The 18,005-nt window shown below is 73.9% G+C and carries 19 protein-coding genes and 1 pseudogene; 7 read left to right on the forward strand and 13 right to left on the reverse strand.

Annotation, left to right across the window (positions count from 1 at the left end; all coding sequences use genetic code 11):
• Positions 1-51 precede the first annotated feature (51 nt).
• On the forward strand, positions 52-2,214 hold the full coding sequence (locus C5N14_RS18410) for an elongation factor G-like protein EF-G2 (protein ID WP_117669549.1): 2,163 nt from the start codon (positions 52-54) through the stop codon (positions 2,212-2,214).
• 28 nt (positions 2,215-2,242) lie between these two features.
• On the opposite strand, the gene C5N14_RS18415 is transcribed toward C5N14_RS18410, so the two are convergent.
• Together C5N14_RS18415 and C5N14_RS18420 are read right to left on the reverse strand one after the other, a co-directional pair.
• Positions 2,243-3,301: an aldo/keto reductase gene (locus tag C5N14_RS18415; protein WP_117669348.1), complete on the reverse strand. Its 1,059-nt coding sequence runs from the start codon at positions 3,299-3,301 to the stop codon at positions 2,243-2,245.
• Positions 3,302-3,396: 95 nt separating this feature from the next.
• Entirely contained in the window at positions 3,397-3,909 is a 513-nt protein-coding gene (locus C5N14_RS18420; RefSeq protein WP_207892789.1) for an HIT domain-containing protein, read from the reverse strand.
• A gap of 221 nt (positions 3,910-4,130) precedes the next feature.
• Here C5N14_RS18420 and C5N14_RS33985 point away from each other — a divergent pair, with 221 nt between their 5' ends.
• Positions 4,131-4,868, forward strand: a complete 738-nt coding sequence (locus tag C5N14_RS33985) for a D-Ala-D-Ala carboxypeptidase family metallohydrolase (RefSeq protein ID WP_305792070.1) — start codon at positions 4,131-4,133, stop codon at positions 4,866-4,868.
• Between the two features lie 88 nt (positions 4,869-4,956).
• Here C5N14_RS33985 and thrS read toward each other — a convergent pair whose 3' ends face one another.
• Both thrS and C5N14_RS18435 read right to left on the reverse strand, forming a co-directional pair.
• Positions 4,957-6,969 carry a threonine--tRNA ligase gene (gene thrS, locus C5N14_RS18430; RefSeq protein WP_117669351.1) on the reverse strand — a complete coding sequence of 671 codons (2,013 nt, stop codon included), beginning with the start codon at positions 6,967-6,969 and terminating at the stop codon, positions 4,957-4,959.
• A 179-nt stretch (positions 6,970-7,148) separates the two neighbouring features.
• On the reverse strand, positions 7,149-8,069 hold the full coding sequence (locus C5N14_RS18435; protein WP_117669352.1) for an ADP-ribosylglycohydrolase family protein: 921 nt from the start codon (positions 8,067-8,069) through the stop codon (positions 7,149-7,151).
• A gap of 73 nt (positions 8,070-8,142) precedes the next feature.
• On the opposite strand from C5N14_RS18435, the gene C5N14_RS18440 reads away from it, so the two are divergent.
• Together C5N14_RS18440 and C5N14_RS18445 are read left to right on the forward strand one after the other, a co-directional pair.
• Positions 8,143-8,832 (forward strand): response regulator transcription factor, encoded by a 690-nt coding sequence (locus C5N14_RS18440; RefSeq protein WP_117669353.1) that lies wholly within the window; start codon positions 8,143-8,145, stop codon positions 8,830-8,832.
• Positions 8,833-8,861: 29 nt separating this feature from the next.
• Entirely contained in the window at positions 8,862-10,265 is a 1,404-nt protein-coding gene (locus C5N14_RS18445) for a HAMP domain-containing sensor histidine kinase (protein WP_117669354.1), read from the forward strand.
• Between the two features lie 265 nt (positions 10,266-10,530).
• On the opposite strand, the gene C5N14_RS18450 is transcribed toward C5N14_RS18445, so the two are convergent.
• Together C5N14_RS18450 and C5N14_RS18455 are read right to left on the reverse strand one after the other, a co-directional pair.
• Positions 10,531-11,556, reverse strand: a complete 1,026-nt coding sequence (locus C5N14_RS18450) for an adenosine deaminase (protein ID WP_117669355.1) — start codon at positions 11,554-11,556, stop codon at positions 10,531-10,533.
• Positions 11,553-12,347, reverse strand: a complete 795-nt coding sequence (locus tag C5N14_RS18455) for a trans-aconitate 2-methyltransferase (protein ID WP_117669550.1) — start codon at positions 12,345-12,347, stop codon at positions 11,553-11,555. Before C5N14_RS18455 ends, C5N14_RS18450 begins: the two co-directional genes overlap by 4 nt.
• Before the next feature lie 347 nt (positions 12,348-12,694).
• On the opposite strand from C5N14_RS18455, the gene C5N14_RS18460 reads away from it, so the two are divergent.
• Positions 12,695-12,889: a hypothetical protein gene (locus C5N14_RS18460; RefSeq protein ID WP_117669356.1), complete on the forward strand. Its 195-nt coding sequence runs from the start codon at positions 12,695-12,697 to the stop codon at positions 12,887-12,889.
• Positions 12,890-13,112: 223 nt separating this feature from the next.
• Here C5N14_RS18460 and C5N14_RS18465 read toward each other — a convergent pair whose 3' ends face one another.
• From C5N14_RS18465 to C5N14_RS18495, 7 genes are all read right to left on the reverse strand, one after another.
• A complete protein-coding gene (locus C5N14_RS18465) occupies positions 13,113-13,316 on the reverse strand; it encodes a cold-shock protein (protein WP_030338233.1) in 204 nt (67 codons plus the stop codon).
• Positions 13,317-13,610: 294 nt separating this feature from the next.
• Entirely contained in the window at positions 13,611-13,883 is a 273-nt protein-coding gene (locus C5N14_RS18470; protein WP_117669357.1) for a DUF4235 domain-containing protein, read from the reverse strand.
• Positions 13,880-14,215, reverse strand: coding sequence for a DUF3618 domain-containing protein (locus C5N14_RS18475; RefSeq protein WP_117669358.1), 336 nt, complete (start codon positions 14,213-14,215; stop codon positions 13,880-13,882). The genes C5N14_RS18470 and C5N14_RS18475 overlap by 4 nt, the downstream gene beginning before the upstream one ends.
• Entirely contained in the window at positions 14,212-14,646 is a 435-nt protein-coding gene (locus C5N14_RS18480; protein WP_117669359.1) for a phage holin family protein, read from the reverse strand. Before C5N14_RS18480 ends, C5N14_RS18475 begins: the two co-directional genes overlap by 4 nt.
• Positions 14,647-14,892: 246 nt before the next feature.
• Entirely contained in the window at positions 14,893-16,092 is a 1,200-nt protein-coding gene (locus tag C5N14_RS18485) for a mechanosensitive ion channel family protein (protein WP_117669360.1), read from the reverse strand.
• A gap of 80 nt (positions 16,093-16,172) precedes the next feature.
• Positions 16,173-16,997 carry a DUF1206 domain-containing protein gene (locus C5N14_RS18490; RefSeq protein WP_117669361.1) on the reverse strand — a complete coding sequence of 275 codons (825 nt, stop codon included), beginning with the start codon at positions 16,995-16,997 and terminating at the stop codon, positions 16,173-16,175.
• Positions 16,998-17,057: 60 nt separating this feature from the next.
• A complete protein-coding gene (locus C5N14_RS18495) occupies positions 17,058-17,423 on the reverse strand; it encodes a hypothetical protein (RefSeq protein WP_117669362.1) in 366 nt (121 codons plus the stop codon).
• A gap of 68 nt (positions 17,424-17,491) precedes the next feature.
• On the opposite strand from C5N14_RS18495, the pseudogene C5N14_RS18500 reads away from it, so the two are divergent.
• Positions 17,492-17,638 (forward strand): annotated as a pseudogene (locus C5N14_RS18500) (aminotransferase class V-fold PLP-dependent enzyme); the annotation flags it as partial.
• A 67-nt stretch (positions 17,639-17,705) separates the two neighbouring features.
• Complete coding sequence (locus tag C5N14_RS18505; RefSeq protein ID WP_117669363.1) at positions 17,706-17,990, forward strand: GNAT family N-acetyltransferase; 285 nt, start codon at positions 17,706-17,708, stop codon at positions 17,988-17,990.
• Positions 17,991-18,005 lie beyond the last annotated feature (15 nt).

Here is an 18,005-nt window from a genome sequence, read left to right on the forward strand (position 1 = left end):
CCGTCGCGCGCGGCGGTCGCCACCAACCACCGGCAGAGGGAGGTGCGCCCCATGGCGCAGAGGAACCAGGACAAGGGAGTCACCGGCGGCGTGCCGGTGGTGACCGAGCCCGCCAGGGTTCGCAACGTGGTGCTCGTCGGGCACTCCGGGGCGGGCAAGACCACCCTGGTCGAGGCACTGCTCGCGGCGACCGGCACGATCGGGCGGGCCGGCGCGGTCACCGACGGCACCACGGTCTGCGACCACGACCCGGCCGCCGTGCGCCAGCAGCGCTCGGTGAGCCTGGCCTGCGCCCCGCTGGTGCACGACGGCGTCAAGGTCAACCTGCTGGACACCCCGGGCTACGCGGACTTCGTCGGCGAGCTGCGCGCCGGCCTGCGGGCCGCCGACGCCGCGTTGTTCGTGGTCTCCGCCGTCGACGGGATGGACGCCGCCACCGCCGCGCTCTGGGAGGAGTGCGCCGCGGTGGGCATGCCCCGGGCGGTCGCGGTGACCCGGCTGGACCACCCCCGCGCCGACTTCGACGAGGCCGTGGCGCTGTGCCAACGGGTCTTCGGCGACAACGTGCTCCCGCTGCACCTGACGATGCTCGGCGACGACGGCGAGTCGGTGGTCGGGCTGCTCGGCCTGGTCACCCGCCGGGTCTTCGACTACACCGCCGGGCTGCCGGCGCAGGTGCGCGAGCCCGACCCGGAGCACCTGCCGGCGATCGCCGAGTCCCGCAACGAGCTGATCGAGGGGATCATCGCCGAGAGCGAGGACGAGTCCCTGATGGACCGCTACCTCGCCGGCGAGGAGATCGACGCGCAGGTGCTGGTCGCCGACCTGGAGAAGGCGGTCGCCCGGGGGCACTTCCACCCGGTGGTGCCGGTCTGCGCGGCGACCGGGGTGGGCCTGGACGTGCTGCTCGACGGCCTCGTATCGGCGTTCCCGTCCCCGCTGGAACACGAGTTGCCCGCCGTCACCGGCGTGGACGGCTCCCCCCGGCCGCCGCTGACCTGCGACCCGGACGGCCCGCTCGTGGCCGAGGTGGTGCGCACGACGGTGGACCGGCACGTCGGCCGGGTCTCCCTGGTCCGGGTCTTCTCCGGCACCCTGCGACCCGACCGGACGATGCACGTCGCCGGCCACGGCCTGGCCGAGCGGGGGCACCCCGACCACGACGCGGACGAACGGGTCGGGCATCTCCACACCCCGCTGGGGGCGGCCCTGCGCGAGGTGCCGGTCTGCGTGGCCGGTGACATCTGCGCGATCACCAAGTCGGGCAGCGCGGAGACCGGCGACACGATCTCCGCCAAGGAGGACCCGCTGCTGGTGGCCCCGTGGGAGATGCCCGAGCCGCTGCTGCCGGTGGCGGTCACCGCGCGCAGCCGGGCCGACGAGGACACCCTGTCCCGTAACCTGGCCAGGCTGGTCGCCGGGGACCCGACGCTGCGGCTGGAACGCAACCCGGAGACCCACCAGCTCGTCCTGTGGTGCATGGGCGAGGCGCACGCCGACGTGGTGCTCGACCGGCTGCGCGGTGGCGGCGTCGAGCTGGACACCGAGCCGGTCCGGGTGGCGCTGCGGGAGACCCTCGCCGCCCCGGCCACCGGGCACGGCCGGCACGTCAAGCAGTCCGGCGGCCACGGCCAGTACGCCGTCTGCGACATCGAGGTGGAGCCGCTGCCCCGGGGGGCCGGGTTCGAGTTCGTCGACCGGGTGGTCGGCGGCGCGGTGCCGCACAACTACGTCCCGTCGGTGGAGAAGGGCGTGCGGGCCCAACTGGAGCGCGGTCTGGTCGCCGGGTACCCGGTGGTGGACCTGCGGGTGACCCTCGTCGACGGCAAGGCGCACAGCGTCGACTCGTCCGACGCGGCCTTCCAGACCGCCGGGGCGCTGGCGCTGCGCCACGCCGCCGAGCGGGGCCAGCCGACCCTGCTGGAACCGGTGGACGAGGTGGTCGTCCGGGTGCCGGACCACACCGTCGGGGCGGTGCTGGGCGACCTCTCCGGCCGGCGCGGCCGGGTGCTCGGCACCGAGCCGGACCCGGAGGCCGACGGCCGAACCCTCGTCCGGGCGGAGGTCCCGGCCACCGAGCTGCTCCGGTACGCGATCGAGCTGCGCGCGTTGACCTCCGGCACTGGCACCTTCCGCCGCCGGTTCGTCCGCCACGACCCGATGCCCACCCACCTGTCCGACCAGCCCCGCAGGCAACACCCCCCCACCCCCTGACCCACCCGTCGATCATGGGCCCGCGCGGTCAGGGGCGGGCGGGTCCGGTGGGGGGCATCGGCCAGTGGGGGCGGTCGGCGGAGCGCAGAGCCGCCGAGCGGAGCGCCGCGAGCTGGCGTTCCACCTCGGCGAATTGGTCGGCGGCGAGCGGGCCGAGGGCCAGGGCGGCGGCGTTCTCCTCGACCTGGGCGACGGTGCGGCAGCCGGGGATCGGGACCGTGCGGTCGCTGCGCGCCCAGATCCAGCCGAGCGCCCCCTGGGCCGCGGTGCGCCCGTCGGCGGTCAGCGCCGCCCGGACCGCCCCGACCCGGCGCAGCCACTCCGGGGCGGGCCGGCCGCTGCGGAACCACTCCACCCTGCTCACCGCGGCCCCCCGCACGTCGTCGCGGGGCAGCGTCGAGCCGGCGCCGTACTTGCCGGTGAGCAGCCCCATCCCCAACGGGCTGCGGTTGACGCTGGCCAGGTCGTACTTGTCGCAGACGGCGAGCAGCTCGGGGGCGTCGCGCAGCACCGACAGGGTGTGCTGCACGGCGGTGGCGTGCCGGCCGCCCTGCCCGAAGCAGGTGGCCCGGTCGGCCCGGTCGGTGCTCCAGCCGTACGCCCGGACCAGGCCGTCGGCGACGAGGTCCTCGCAGGCGCCGATCAGCGCCTCGGCCCTCGGCACCGGCAGGTCGCCCAGGTGTAGCTGGTAGAGGTCGATGCGGTCGGTGCCCAGCCGGCGCAGCGAGTCGGTGACCGCCTGGCGCAGGTACTCCGGCGAGGCGTCCTCCCCGGTGGCCTGGCGGGTGGCCTCGTCGAACGTGTAGCCCCACTTGGTGGCGATCACGGCCTCGTCGCGGTGGCCGGCGAGGGCCCGGCCGAGGACCCGCTCGCCGTGCCCGGCCCCGTACGTGTCGGCGGTGTCGAAGAGGGTGACCCCGAGATCGAGCGCGTGGCGCACCGCGCGGACGGACTCGTCGTCGTCGACCGCGCCCCAGCCCAGCGGCTGGACGCCCGCGGCCCAGGGGCCACCGATCGCCCAGCACCCCATGCCGAGGGCGCTGACCTCGATGCCGCTGCGACCCAATGTCCGTGTCGTCACTGCCATCGCCAGATCGTGTCACCTCCGGCCCCGCTGGGGGCACCGGCTTCACCGGAAGGACACAGTCGACCACGCAGGGTCAGCTCCGGCCGGCTCCGGGGTCAGACCGGCCAGGCGCGGGTGAACAGCTCGCGGGTGTCGGTGAGCACCTGCGGCAGGACCTTGGTCCGCCCGATCACCGGCATGAAGTTGGCGTCGCCGCCCCAGCGGGGCACCACGTGCTGGTGCAGGTGCGCGGCGATCCCGGCGCCGGCCACCCCGCCCTGGTTCATGCCCAGGTTGAACCCGTGCGCGTTGCTGACGCTGCGCACCACCCGCATCGCGGTCTGGGTGAACGCCGCCAGCTCGGTGGTCTCCGGCAGGTCCAGGTCGGTGTAGTCGGCCACGTGCCGGTAGGGGCAGACGAGCAGGTGGCCCGGGTTGTAGGGGTAGAGGTTCAGCACGGCGAACACGTGCGCGCCCCGGGCCACCACCAGGCTCTCCTCCGGCGGCAACCCGGGCGCCCGGCAGAACGGGCAGCCGGCAGGCTTCTCGTACCCGCCCTCGGGTCGGTCCTCGCCCGAGATGTAGGTCATCCGGTGCGGAGTCCAGAGCCGCTCCAGCCCGTCGGCCATGCCGCTGTCCGTGTGCCGTTCCGCCCCTGTCACGCCACCGATCCTACGTTCCCGGCCGGCATCGCCCCAGTGCCCCACGGGCCGCGCCCCGGGGGCGTCCGGCGGTGTGTCGCGGGGCCGCGCCGGGGGCGGATAGGGGGTGAAAAAACTTGACGTACTGATGCTCGTGAATGAAAACTTCCATACTGATCGATCCTGACGACCGTCGATGGGAGACCCCCGTGAAGACCGCATTCCGCCGGCTCGGCAGAACGCTGGCCGCCTGCGCGCTCGCCGCCGCCGCCACCCTGGTGGGCCTGACCGTGACCACCGGCGCGGCACACGCCGACGGCTGTTACACCTGGGGCCGTACGCTCGCCTCCGGCGCCTCCGGCGAGGACGTCCGCCAGCTCCAGATCCGGGTCGCCGGCTACCCGGGTTACAACTCGTCCATCGCCATCGACGGCGTGTTCGGCCCGGCCACCCGCTCGGCGGTGATCCGCTTCCAGCAGGCGTACGGCCTGTCCGCCGACGGCATCGCCGGCCCGCTGACGTTCAACAAGCTGTACGCCCTGCAGGACGACGACTGCACCCCGGTCAACTTCACCTACGCCGAGCTGAACAACTGCAACTCGACCTGGTCCGGCGGGGCGGTCGCGGCGAGCACCGCCAAGTTCAACGCGCTCGTCTCGATGTGGAAGCTCCAGGCCCTGCGGCACGCCCTCGGCGACGTCTCCATCTACATCAGCAGCGGCTTCCGCAGCTACGCCTGCAACAGCGCGGTCGGCGGGGCGTCGAACAGCCGGCACCTGTACGGCGACGGGGTTGACCTGGTCGGGTCCCCGTCGTTCTGCCGGCTGGCCCAGCAGGCCCGCTACCACGGCTTCGGGAACATCCTCGGCCCCGGCTACCCGGGCCACAACGACCACACGCACGTCGGAGCGGTCGGGGGCTGGTCGGCGCCGTCCTGCGGCATCTGATCGACCGACACCGGCACCAGCACGACGGCCCGACACGGGTGGGGCTCCTCCCGTCGCCCAGGCGACGAGGGGAGCCCCACCTCGCGGGTCAGGCCGGGTCGGAGGCGGTCGGTCCGGTGTTCGACCGGGAGGTGACCACGTCGAGCACGTGGGCCACCGCGTCGGCGACCGGCACGCCGTTGCGCTGCGAGCCGTCCCGGTACCGGAACGACACGGTCCCGGCGGCCACGTCGTCGTCGCCGGCGATCACCATGAACGGGATCTTCTGCTGCTGGGCGGTGCGGATCTTCTTCTGCATCCGGTCGTCGCCCGCGTCCACCTGGGCCCGGATGCCCTCGGCGCGCAGCGCCGCGACGAACCCGTGCAGGTAGTCGGCGTGGTCCTCGCGGATCGGGATGCCCACCACCTGCACCGGGGCCAGCCAGGCCGGGAACGCCCCGGCGTAGTGCTCGGTGAGCACCCCGAAGAACCGCTCGATCGAGCCGAACAGCGCCCGGTGGATCATCACCGGCTGCTTGCGGGTGCCGTCGGCGGCCTGGTACTCCAGCCCGAACCGGGCCGGCTGGTTGAAGTCGACCTGGATCGTCGACATCTGCCAGGTCCGGCCGATCGCGTCCCGGGCCTGCACCGAGATCTTCGGGCCGTAGAAGGCCGCGCCGCCCGGGTCGGGCACCAGGTCCAGCCCCGACGCCTCGGCGGCGGTGCGCAGCGCCTCCGTCGCCTCCGCCCAGTCGGCGTCGTCGCCGATGAACTTCGGCGAGTCGTCCCGGGTGGACAGCTCCAGGTAGAAGTCGTCCAGGCCGTAGTCGCGCAGCAGGTCCAGGACGAAGGTGAGCAGGGCGGACAGCTCGCCGGGCATCTGCTCCCGGGTGCAGTAGATGTGCGAGTCGTCCTGGGTCAGCCCGCGTACCCGGGTCAGGCCGTGCACCACGCCGGACTTCTCGTACCGGTAGACCGTGCCGAACTCGAACAGCCGCAGCGGCAGCTCCCGGTAGGACCGCCCGCGCGCCCTGAAGATCAGGTTGTGCATCGGGCAGTTCATCGCCTTGAGGTAGTAGTCCGCCCCCTCGAACTGCATGGGCGGGAACATGGTGTCGGCGTAGTAGGGCAGGTGGCCGGAGGTCTCGAAGAGCTGCGCCTTGGTGATGTGCGGGGTGTTGACGAACTCGTACCCCGCCGCCTCGTGCCGGCGGCGCGAGTAGTTCTCCATCTCCCGGCGGATGATGCCGCCCTTGGGGTGGAACACCGCCAGGCCGGAGCCGATCTCGTCGGGGAAGCTGAACAGGTCCAGGTCCGCGCCGAGCTTGCGGTGGTCGCGCCGGGCGGCCTCCTCCAGCAGCTTCAGGTACGCCTTCAGCTCGTCCCGGGTCGGCCACGCGGTGCCGTACACCCGCTGGAGCTGCGGGTTCTTCTCGCTCCCCCGCCAGTACGCGGCGGCCGAACGCATCAGCTTGAACGCCCCGATCAGCCGGGTGTTCGGCAGGTGCGGGCCCCGGCACAGGTCCGACCAGCAGACCTTGTCCTCCTTGGCCGCGAGGTTGTCGTAGATGGTCAGCTCGCCGCCGCCCACCTCCATCACCTCGGAAGAGTCCAGCCCCTCGCCCTTGACGTCGATCAGCTCCAGCTTGAACGGCTCGGCGGCCAGCTCGGCCTTCGCCTCGTCCAGGCTGCCGAACCGCCGCCGCCGGAACCGCTGCCCCGACTTGACGATCTCCTGCATCCGCTTCTCGAGCTTGGCCAGGTCGTCGGGCTGGAACGGCTTGTCCACGGCGAAGTCGTAGTAGAAGCCGTTCTCGATCGGCGGGCCGATGCCGAGCTTCGCCTCGGGGAACACGTCCTGCACGGCCTGGGCGAGCACGTGCGCGGTCGAGTGGCGCAGCACGTTCAGCCCGTCCGGGGTGTCCAGGCCGACCGGCTCGACGGTGACGTCCTCGGCCGGCGTCCAGTCCAGGTCGCGGAGCTGGCCCTGCGGGTCGCGGACCACGACGACCGCCTTGGGGCCGCTGGCCGGCAGGCCGGCCGCGACCACCGCGTCGGCCGCCGTCGTCCCGGCGGCGACGACGACGGGGTCGGCCACGACGGGGGTACGGGGTGCGGACACGGTGACTCCTCCAGCTGACGACGGACGCGACCGGGCGGTCGCCCCCGCTGATGCTAGCGGGCCAGGAAGTACCCCTTCTTATCGCATTCGGTGGTGGAAGGGCTCCTTTTGACACCGGCCCCGGGTGGGCCGGTCGGCACGGCCGCGCGGAGACCGAGGGGTGCGACGATGCCTGGAGGTCAGGGCGCCCAGTCGGGCAGCGGCTCACGGGCCGCGAGCCAGTCGGTGGGCACCCCGCCCGGCGCGCCGACACCGGTGTGGGCGGCCACCACCGCCCCGGCGATCGCCGCCGTGGTGTCCACGTCCCCGCCCGCCTCGACGCACGCCCGGATCGCGGCCGGGTAGTCGTCGAGGCCCGTGGCGGCGACCCAGAGCGCGAAGGGGACGGTGTCCTGCGCCGTCACCCGCGAGCCGTTGCCGAGCGCCTCGGCGGCGACCGCCACGGGGCGGCCCAGCAGGGCGGCGGCCCGGCGTACCCCCTGGTGCACCTCGCCGCCGGGGTCGAGGGCGGTGGCCACCGCGGCGAGCAGCCGCGACGGCGGCGGGCGATCCCCGTCGAGGCGGGCCCGGGCGGCCAGGGCGGCGGCCACCGCCACCGCCACCGCGCCGGCGATCCCCTCCGGGTGGGCGTGGGTGACCTCGGCGGACGCCCGGGCCTGGGCCGCCGCCCGCCGGGTCGAGTCGGCGAACCACGCCCCGAGCGGGCCGACCCGCATCGCCGCGCCGTTGCCGCACGAGCCCTGCCCGTCGAACGCGGAGGCCGCGGCGACGGGCCACGGCGTGCCGGTACGGATCAGCCGCAGGGTGGTCACCGCCCCGGGGCCGTAGCCGCGGTACGGCTCGCACCGGTGCGCGAAGGCCAGCGCCAGCCGGTCCCGGTCGACCTCGCCGGCGCCGGCCAACTCGGTCAGCACGGAGCACGCCATCTCGGTGTCGTCGGTCCACTGCCAGGGCGGCGCGGGGAGCCGGCCGGCGGCGAGGTCGGCCGGCCGCTGCCCCGGTACGAAGAACTGGGAGCCGAGGGCGTCGCCCACGGAGAGGCCGGCGAGACTGTCCCGGGCGAGGGCCAGGCGGGTGTCCGGGAAGAGCGTGAAGGACATGGTCGTATCAGCTTGCCCGGTTCGCGGGTGCGCCGCAACGCGATCGGCTTGCCCCGCCGAGTACGGTGCTGACGTGGCCACGGTGCTCCTGGTCGAAGACGACCACGTCGTACGCGGCGCGATGCTGCGGTCCCTCGCCGACCGGGGGCACGCCGTACACGCCGTCGGCACGGCGCTGGACGCGCTGCGCCGGGTGGCCGCGGAGACCCCTGACCTGGTGGTGCTCGACCTCGGCCTGCCGGACCTGGACGGCTCGGACGCGCTGCGGATGCTGCGCGGCATCACCGACGTGCCGATCATCATCGCCACCGCCCGCGACGACGAGCAGTCGGTGGTGCGCCTGCTGCGGGCGGGCGCGGACGACTACATGGTCAAGCCGTTCACCGGCGCGCACCTGGACGCCCGGATCACCACGGTGCTGCGGCGGGCCGGTCGGGCCAGCCGGAGCGTGCAGCCGGCCGTGCACACCGTCGGCGGCCTGCGGGTGGACGTCGGCGAACGCAGCGCCCAGCTCGACGGGATGCCGCTCGCGCTGACCCGCAAGGAGTTCGACCTGTTGGCGTATCTCGCCGCCCGACCAGGGCGGGTGGTGTCCCGCCGGGAACTCTTGGAGGAGGTATGGCGCCAGCCGTCGGTCGGCGAGGACCAGACCATCGACGTTCACCTGTACTGGCTGCGCCGCAAAATGGGCGAGTCCGCGGCGAAGCCGCGCTACCTGCGCACCGTGCGGGGGGTGGGCTTCCGGTTGGTGGCCCCGGACTGAGGGTCGCGCTGGCCTGGCTCACGGCGGGCATGTGCGCGCTCGTCGCGTTGGCGTTCCTGGTCCCCCTCGGCACCAGCCTGGGTGAGCAGACCCGCCAGGAGGCCCTCGCCGACGCCGCCCGGCGCGGCGCGCTGGTCACCGGCGCGCTCGCGGTCAGCACCGAGCCGGCGGCGGTGCGGCGCGCGGTGGAGGCCAGCGGCGAGGACCCGGCGACCCGGCCGGTGGTACACGGGCTGGGCGGCGTCGGCCCGGCCGGCCGGGCCGACCCGGCGGAGCTGGCCAGGGCCACCGGGGAGCGGCGCTCGGTGGTCGTCGACGTGCCCGGCGGGGCGCTCCGGCTGGACCCGGTGGTGCTCGGCGACACGGTGGCCGTGGTCGAGGTGTTCGTGCCGGACTCCGGGCTCGAGGAGGGTTCCGGGGGCCGGTGGCTGCTGCTGGCCGCGGTGGCGGTGGCCCTGGTCGGGGCGGCCGTGCTGGTGGTGGACCGGGTCGCCGCCCGCGCGGCCGACTCGACCCGGGGGCTGGTGAAGGCCGCCCTCGCGGTCGGCGACGGCGACCTCGGGGTACGCGTCGAGCCGAGCGGCCCGCGTGAGCTGGCCGAGGCCGGCTACGCGTTCAACCGGATGGCGGACCGGCTGGTGGCGGCGCGCACCGACGAGCGGGAGCTGGTGGCGGACCTGTCGCACCGGCTGCGCACCCCGTTGACCGTGTTGCGGCTGGACGCCGAGGGGCTGGACTCCGACGACACCGGCGTGGGCTCGTTCACCGAGGCGGAGTTGGACCGGCGACGCGCGATCCGGCGGATCCGGCAGGCCATCGTGACCCTTGAGGGCGAGATCGACGTACTGATCAAGACGACCCGCAAGGCGATCACCCATGAGGTCGGCCCGGCGATGTGCGACGTCAGTGAGGTGGTCCGGGACCGGATGGTCTTCTGGTCGGCCCTCGCGGGGGACCAGAACCGGCCGCACCGGGTCAGCGGGGCGCAGCTTCGCATCCCGGCGCCCGTGCCCCGGGCCGAGCTGGCCGCCGCCCTCGACGCGGTGATCGGCAACGTGTTCCGCTACACCCCGCAGGGCACCGCGTTCGAGGTCGCGGTCTCCCGCCGCGACGGATACGTGGCGATCCGCGTCGACGACGCCGGCCCGGGCATCGCCAACCCGGACCGGGCGCTGCGCCGGGGCACCAGCGACCAGGGCTCCACCGGGTTGGGCCTGGACATCGCCAAGCGGGTGTCGTTGCAGGCCAACGGATCGGTGAGCATCGACCGGGCCCGGCTCGGCGGGGCCAGCGTGGTGATGCTGCTGGCCGACCCGGAGGCCACCCCTCGGCAGGTCAACCGGTTCGGACTGGTCGGCCGGATGGCCCGGGAGGCCCGGGAGCAGAAGAGCGGGGGCCGCCGCTGGCCCCGGCAGCGCCCCACGGACGGCTGACCGCCCGCCCGTCTGTGGGCAGACGCAAGTCTTTCTTAGATCCGGATTAACGGCACCGGCGCGCCGGGCGCGGCCTGACAGGATCGAAGGGCGAACCCATCAGTTCCACCGGCCACTCCCGGATCCACCCCCCTGGCCGGTGGAGCCCGTGCGCGCGGCGGGAGTCCGGTCCCCCCACAACCAACTCCCGCCGCGCGCACCAGCCCCCACGACCTGCGCGCCGACCGGCCGGACGGCCTGCGGCGGGCCGGTCGGCGCCGTCGGGTCAGCGGGTCGCCGTGGCCAGGTAACCGTCGATCTCGGCGGTGAGCCGCGCCTTCTCCCCCGGCTCCAGGAACGCGGCGGTCACCGCGTCGGTGGCCAGCGCGGCCAGCCCCTCGGCGCCGCGCCCGAGCAACCGGGCGGCCACCGCGTACTCGTCGTTGAGGGTGGTGCCGAACATCGGCGGGTCGTCGGAGTTGATGGTGACCAGCACGCCCGCCTCGACGAGCCGGGGCAGCGGGTGGTCGTCGAGGGAGGCAACCGCCCGGGTACGCACGTTGGAGGTCGGGCAGACCTCCAGGGCGATCCGCCGCTCCGCGAGGTGGGCGAGCAGCTCCGGGTCCCCGGCGGCGGAGATGCCGTGGCCGATCCGCTCCGCGCCGAGGTCGCGCAGCGCGTCCCAGACGGTCTGCGGGCCGGTGGTCTCCCCGGCGTGCGGCACCGAGCGCAGCCCGGCGGCCCGGGCCTGGTCGAAGTACGGCTTGAACTGCGGGCGGGGCACCCCGATCTCGGGGCCGCCCAGGCCGAAGCTGATCAGCCCGGCGGGCCGCTCCTCCAGGCAGATCCGCAGGGTCTCCTCGGCCGCCGGCAGCCCCGCCTCGCCCGGGATGTCGAAGCACCAGCGCAGGGCGATGCCGAAGTCGGCCTCGGCGCGCTTGCGGGCGTCCTCGATCGCCTCGCAGAACGCGGGCGCGGGGATGCCCCGGGACACGTGCGAGTACGGGGTGACGGTCAGCTCGGCGTACCGGACCTGCTGGCGGGCCAGCTCGCGGGCGACCTCGTGGGTGAGGATCCAGACGTCCTCGGGGTCGCGGATCAGGTCCACCACGCTGAGGTAGACATCGATGAAGTGAGCGAAGTCCCGGAAGGCGAAGTAGTCGGCGAGGGCTTCCGGATCCGCCGGCACCGGGCTGCGCCCCTCGTGCCGGGCGGCCAGCTCGGCCACGATCCGCGGCGACGCGGAGCCGACGTGGTGCACGTGCAGCTCCACCTTGGGCAGTCCGGCGATGAAGGTGGACAGGTCGGTCACAGGTTCTCCTCTATGCGGGCGCCGGTTCGGGCGACGACGAAGACCCGGCGGAACGGGAAGGACACCTGCCCCCGCCGGACCGGGTACGCCGCCGCGAGGCGTGCTCCCAGCGCGGTGCGGAAGTCGGCCCACCGCGCGGCGTCCAGCGCCGCCCGGACCGGGCGTAGCGCGGTGCCCTCCATCCAGGTCAGCACCGGATGATCGGCCTCGGCGGGGGCCGGCAGCAGGTGCACATAGACAGTCTCCCAGGCGTCGACCGCGCAGCCGGCACCGGTCAACAGCGTGGCGAAGCCGACCGCGTCGTCGACCGGGGCCCCGCGCACCAACGGGTTCAGCTCGGCCGCCCACGGCCCCTCCCCGGCCACCGCGCGCAGCGCCCGGTGCGACGGCGCGTCGAAGTTCCCCGGCACTCCGACGGCGAGCCACGCCCCGGCGGGCAGCCCGGCGGCCCACCGGGTCAACAGTTCCCGGTGCTCCGGCACCCACTGGAGCACCGCGTTGCTGACCAGCACGTCGACATCGGCGGCGGGACGCCAGTCACGCACGTCGCCGACCGCGAAGTCCACCGGCGCGCCCAGGGCGGCGGCCCGGTCGATCATCTCCGCCGACGAGTCGAGGCCGGTGACCCGGGCGCCCGGCCAGCGGGCGGCCAGGGTGGCGGTGAGCGTGCCGGGGCCGCAGCCGAGGTCGACGACGGCCCGGGGCCGCCGGGCCCGGACCCGGGCGACCAGGTCGTGGAAGGCCCGCCCCCGCTCGTCGTCGTAGCGCAGGTACGCCGCCGGGTCCCACATCGCCGCCTCCCAAACCGTACGTTCGTCTTGTTGTACGGTACGGCCCGCCGCACGGCCGGGCAAGCCGATCACTAGGCTCGGGTCGTGCAGCAGCGGACCCGCACCCGGCTCGGGCGGCGCGTCGGCCTCGGCGCCGGCGACGCCGACCAGGCCCGGCGTGCCGCCGCCGCCGGCCCGCCACCGCCCGTCCACCAAGGAACTGGCCGTCGGCCGAGCCGCCCACGACGAGCTGGTCCGGCCGCGGGCGCACGACCGGTGACGACCCGCCCGGGGGCGACGGTGCCCGCCCAACCCGGCGACGGCATGCATGCTGGACGGGCCCGGCCGGCCGGCGAAGGAGGAACGCGATGAAGGGGTGGCTCCCGCTCACCCTCGGACTGCTCGCCATGGTCGTGGGCGCCGTCTGGACGGTGCAGGGCCTCGGCTACGTCGACGGCAGCGTCATGACCGACCAACGGATCTGGGCACTGCTCGGCCTGCCGCTGGCCCTGATCGGACTCGTGACGATCTGGCGCGGCCTGCGCAGCCGCCGCCGGCCCTGACCGCTCCCCGGCGGATCGGGCACCCGACCGGCCGGGCCCGACGCGCGGGCCGGTCGAAGCGAGGTAGGTCGAAGCGATGCCCGGTCGAAGCGAGGCCGGGCAACGGGTGCGGGGCAACCGGGTGCGGGGGGCAACGGAAAACCCCGCATCCCGGACGGGACGCGGGGTTTCACTGTGATCCGGGTCGGATCATCCCCTCGGCCGGCGCGCCGGCCACGGCTGCTCAGATCGGGCGGACCTGCTCAGCCTGCGGGCCCTTCTGACCCTGGGCGATCTCGAACTCCACCCGCTGGTTCTCCTCCAGCGAGCGGTAGCCGCTGGTCTGGATGGCCGAGAAGTGGACGAACACGTCAGCACCCCCGCCGTCGACGGTGATGAAGCCGAAGCCCTTGTCTGCGTTGAACCACTTCACGGTTCCCTGCGCCATGTGTATCTCCTTCTAAAACTGGCGGCCGAGCACGCCGTGCGGCCGATTGGCCGTTTTCGATCAGCGGCGCCTGAGGCGGCCCCCTGTGCAGGAGACTTCTCTCAACCCACGCCATCTCGCAACAGCGTGGAACAGCAAACCACGTAGCGAAAACTCTGCACAGCCTACCCGACGAAATTCTCCGGCAGGTGACCCGAAGGACGCCCGAATTCCGGCTTGGTGGGCCGGCGTCGCCAGCAGAAAGGGCCCCTCCCCGGCGTACCGGAAAAGGGCCCTCCGCCTGGTAACGACAGGTCAGTCGGGCCAGCGGCCGGTCAGCCGACGTACGCCGACCGCCCCGCCCCGGTCCACGGCCGCCCGGACCACCGCGAAGATCGCGCCCTGGAGGGCGGCGGCGGCCAGGATCTCGCCCCAGCCACGCTCCTCGTCGGTCGCGCTCGGGGCCTCGCCGTCGCCAGCGGTCACCTTCCAGACCTGCCGGAAGATCACGCCCGCGACGGTGCCGGCGGCCAGGCCGAGCAGCACCCCGACCGGCTTGTACGCGGCCTTGCCGATGCCCCTGCTCACCTGCGCCTCCCCCGAACGATCAACAGCACGATCATGGTAGCCACCGCGCCGGCCGCGACGGCCGCCCACGGTACCGGGCCGCGCAGCCCCGCGCCGGCGGAGGACGCCTCCCGCGCCGCCCCGGCGCTCTGCGTCGCCTGCTCCCGCACCCGGGCCACCGTCTGCGCGGCCTGCTTCCGCATCCGGCCCTTCGCCTGCTCGGCGGAGGATCTCAGGCGGGCCTTGACGTCGGCCTTGGCGGCCAGCGCCTCCATCGTCTCGCCCAACTCCACCCTGGTCCGCCGGATCTCCTCGCGGAGCGCCTCGGTGTCGCCGGTCCCGTTGCCCGTCATGCCCGTCCCCTGTCCTTCACCGCGGCGGTTACGGTGTCCACGTCCGCCCGGACGCTGCGTACCGTCGCCGCCGGAAGCGGCGGGACCGCCTGGCTGACCTGCTTCTTGCCGACCAGGGCGAGGATCCCGGCCATCAGGAAGAGCGCCACCGCCACAATCAGCGCCGCCAGCCACGCGGGCATGACCAGCGCCAGCAACAGGATCACGGCGGCGACCAGCGCGCCGAGCCCGTAGAGCGCCAGGGCCCCGCCGCCGCCGAACAGGCCGATCCCGATGCCGGCGTGCTTACCCTTCTGGGTCAGCTCCGCCCGGGCCAGCGCGAGCTCGTCCCGGACGAGGCGAGAGACCTGCTCCGTGGCCCGCTGCACCAGTTCGGCGGTGGACGGCTCGCTCCCGTTCTGAGACGTGCGGTGGTTCGCGACGTCAGCCATGCTGTCCTCCTTTCATCATCACCGCGCTGTATGCCCGGAGTAGCCGCCCGTCAATCCTGCGCGCTGCGGCCAGTCGCCTGACCACCGCGCACCAGTCCCCCACAATCAGCCGCTCAAACCCCCACCCCACCCACCACCCCCACCCACGCCCACCCCGCCGGCCCACGGTGATCAAGAGGTTTGCGTCGGGATCCCGCGGCCGGGGCGACGCAAACCTCTTGATCACCGCTTCGAGCGGGGGTGGGGTCAGCGGGGGGTGGGGGTGGGGGTGTCTTCTGGGCCGACGAAGGCCTCGCTGCGGGCCGCGCCGTCGTCGCTGCCGCCGAAGACCCGGGCGTCGTCGGGGACGTCGGTGTCGGCCGGCCGGCGCACCGGGCGCCGGGGCTGCACCGACTGCCAGGGCAGGGCGCCGGAGGAGTCGCCGATCTCGGCGCGCATCCGGGGCAGGGCGGTCGGGCGGTGGTCGCGGACCCAGCCGACCAGGTGCTCGCGCACCAGGCAGCGCAGGTCCCACAGGCTGCCGGCGTCCGCGGCGCTGACCAGGGCGCGGACCTTGACCAGGCCGCCGGTCGCGTCGGTCACCTGGAGTACGCAGACCCGGCCGTCCCACAGGTCGCTGCCCTCCACCAGCCGGCGCAACTCCTCGCGCATCGCCTGCACGTTGACCGACCAGTCGACGTCGAACTCGGCGGTCCCGAGCACCGCCGCCTCTGTGCGGGTCCAGTTCTGGAAGGGCTTGCTGGTGAAGTACGAGGTGGGCAGGATCAACCGGCGGTCGTCCCAGATCTGCACCACCACGTAGCTGAGGGTCAGCTCCTCGATCCGGCCCCACTCCCCCTCGACGACCACCACGTCGTCCAGGCGTACCGCGTCGCTGAACGCGAGCTGGAGGCCGGCGAAGACGTTGCCGAGCAGGCTCTGCGCGGCCAGCGCGGCGACCACACCGGCCACGCCGGCGGAGGTCAGCACGCCGGCCCCGACGCCCCGGACGCTGGGGAAGGTCATCAGCATCACGCCGACGGCCAGGATCACGATCACCGCGATGGTCAGCCGGCGCAGCATCACCACCTGGGTACGCACCCGGCGGGCGTGCCGGTTGTTCGGCACGTCCACCCGGAACCGGGCCAGCGCCACGTCCTCGACCACCACCAGCAGCGAGGCGACCAGCCAGGCCGCGGTGACGATGACGGTGAGCACCAGCACGTGCAGCACCACCTGCCGCCACTGGGTGCCGACGGCGTAGCCGGTGGAGAACCGGACGGCGAACTGCACGGCGAGGACGGTCGCGGCGACCTGGAACGAGCGGTGCGCGTGGTCGGTCAGCTCGGTCATCAGCAGCGAGCGCCGGCCGAGCCGCCGGGTCGCGCGGTGCACCACCTCGACCAGGAAAACGGCGATCGCCGCCGCGGCGAGCGCGGCGACGACCGTCGTGAGGTAGCTCTGCACGGGTGTCTCTCTCCCTCCAACGGGCACCCTGGGTCCGGGCAAAGGCCCAATGGTGCCCGTTGTTGCCCGATCCGGCCAGATCAGACCTTGCGGTACCGGGACTGGAGGAAGCAGTAGGCGCCGAAGCAGGCGATGCCGAGGGCGACCAGGGCCAGCAGGAACGGGCCGTAGGACTGGTCGCGCAGGGCGCGCAGGGCGGCGTCGAGGCCGCGGGCCTTCTCCGGGTCGTAGTTGACGGCGGCCACCACGACCAGCAGGCCCGCGATGCCGTACGCGACGCCCTTGGCGATGTAGCCGGCCATGCCGAGCCGGCGGGCCAGGGTGCGGGTGTGGGGGCTCATCTCACCGGTCTTCAGGTGCTTCTCGAACTTCTTCCTCCACCCGTAGACCACCAGGCCGATGCCGATGGCGGCGAGCACCAGGCCGGCCAGGCCGACCAGCCAGCGTCCGCCGGCGGAGGTCATCAGCTTGCCGGTCAGGGCCTCCTGCTGCTCGGCGCTGCTGGAGCCGGCGTTGGAGAAGACCTTCCAGGCGGTCCAGGCGAAGTAGAGGTAGACCAGGGTGCGGGCGGCCGAGGCGATCCGCTCGACGAGCCGCTCCTTGTCGCGCTCGGCGCGGTGGCCGACGGCCGCCTCCAGGGCCTGCCAGATCGCCATGGCAAGCATGCCGACGGCGATGGCGACGCAGAGGAACTTGCCCAGCGGCTGCTCGGCCAGGGTGCCCAGCGCACCGGACTGGTCGCCGCTCTTGCCACCCGAGCCGCCGAAGGCGATCTGTAGGGCCAGCCAGGCGAACAGCAGGTGCACGACGCCGTAGCCGATGAAGCCGGCCCGGGCGAGTAGTTCGAGCCACCGGCTGTTCGCGGCCTGCGAGGCGGTGGCTTCGGCGTTCCGGGTGAGTGACATGGCGCCACAATCTCCGATCGCGGAGATCCCCAAACGTCGGCCACCGCCGCCGCGGCGCCGTCAGCCGGAGGGGTTGCGCGAGACGCGGATCTTGACCTCCTGGTCGGTGACGCTGTCCAGGGTCACGGCGAAGCCGCCGACCTCGGTAGCCTGCTGGCCGACGGTCAGCGACAACTGCTCGCCGGCGACCTCGACGGTCACCTGGTCGCCCTGGGCGCCGACGAGCTTGGCCTCGACGCCGAGGATGGTGGCGCTGGCCTCGACACCACGGTCGAAGGTGACCGTGCAGGCGTCCAGGCCGCAGTCGGTGGAGGCGCCCTCGCTGCTGCAACCGGCGAGCAGGGCGACGCCGAGCGCCATGCCGGCCAGCAGGCCGGCGGCCCGGCGGGTGGGGGTGGACGGAGAGGTACCGGGTCGGTTCGTCACCCGATCAAGGGTACGAGGCCCGCGCGAGCGCCCGAGGGGCCCACGATCGCCCCTGCTTGCCCTGGGCGGACGTGCCGGCGGTCGCCAAGGCGGCGCACGCGGCCGGCGCGCTGGTCTGCGTGGACGGGGTGCACTCGGTGCCGCACGGCCCCACCGGCGTCGCCTCGCTGGGCGCGGATTTCCTGGTGACCAGCGCGTACAGGTGGTCCGGGCCAGCCGACCAGGTGGACCGGTTGCTGGCGAACTGGACGAGCTGGCCGGAACCCGGGGCAGAATGACCGGGTGAGCTTCCTGGTCGAGGACAACCCCGCCCGCCGCCGCTTCGAGATCCTGGTCGACGACGCGCTGGCCGGGTTCACCGCGTACCTGCCCCGCGGCGAGGTGCTGGTCTTCACGCACACCGAGGTCGACCCCGGGTTCCAGAACATGGGGGTCGGGTCCGCGCTGATGCGGGCCACCCTGGACCAGGTCCGCGAGCGCGGCGGCCGGGTGGTGCCCAGGTGCCCGTTCATGGCCGCGTTCATCGAGCGCCACCCGGAGTACGCGGACCTGGTCACCACCGGCTGATCCGGCGGGCGCGCC

The organism is Micromonospora sp. MW-13 (assembly GCF_003434305.1).
In the GTDB taxonomy this organism is placed as follows: domain Bacteria; phylum Actinomycetota; class Actinomycetes; order Mycobacteriales; family Micromonosporaceae; genus Micromonospora.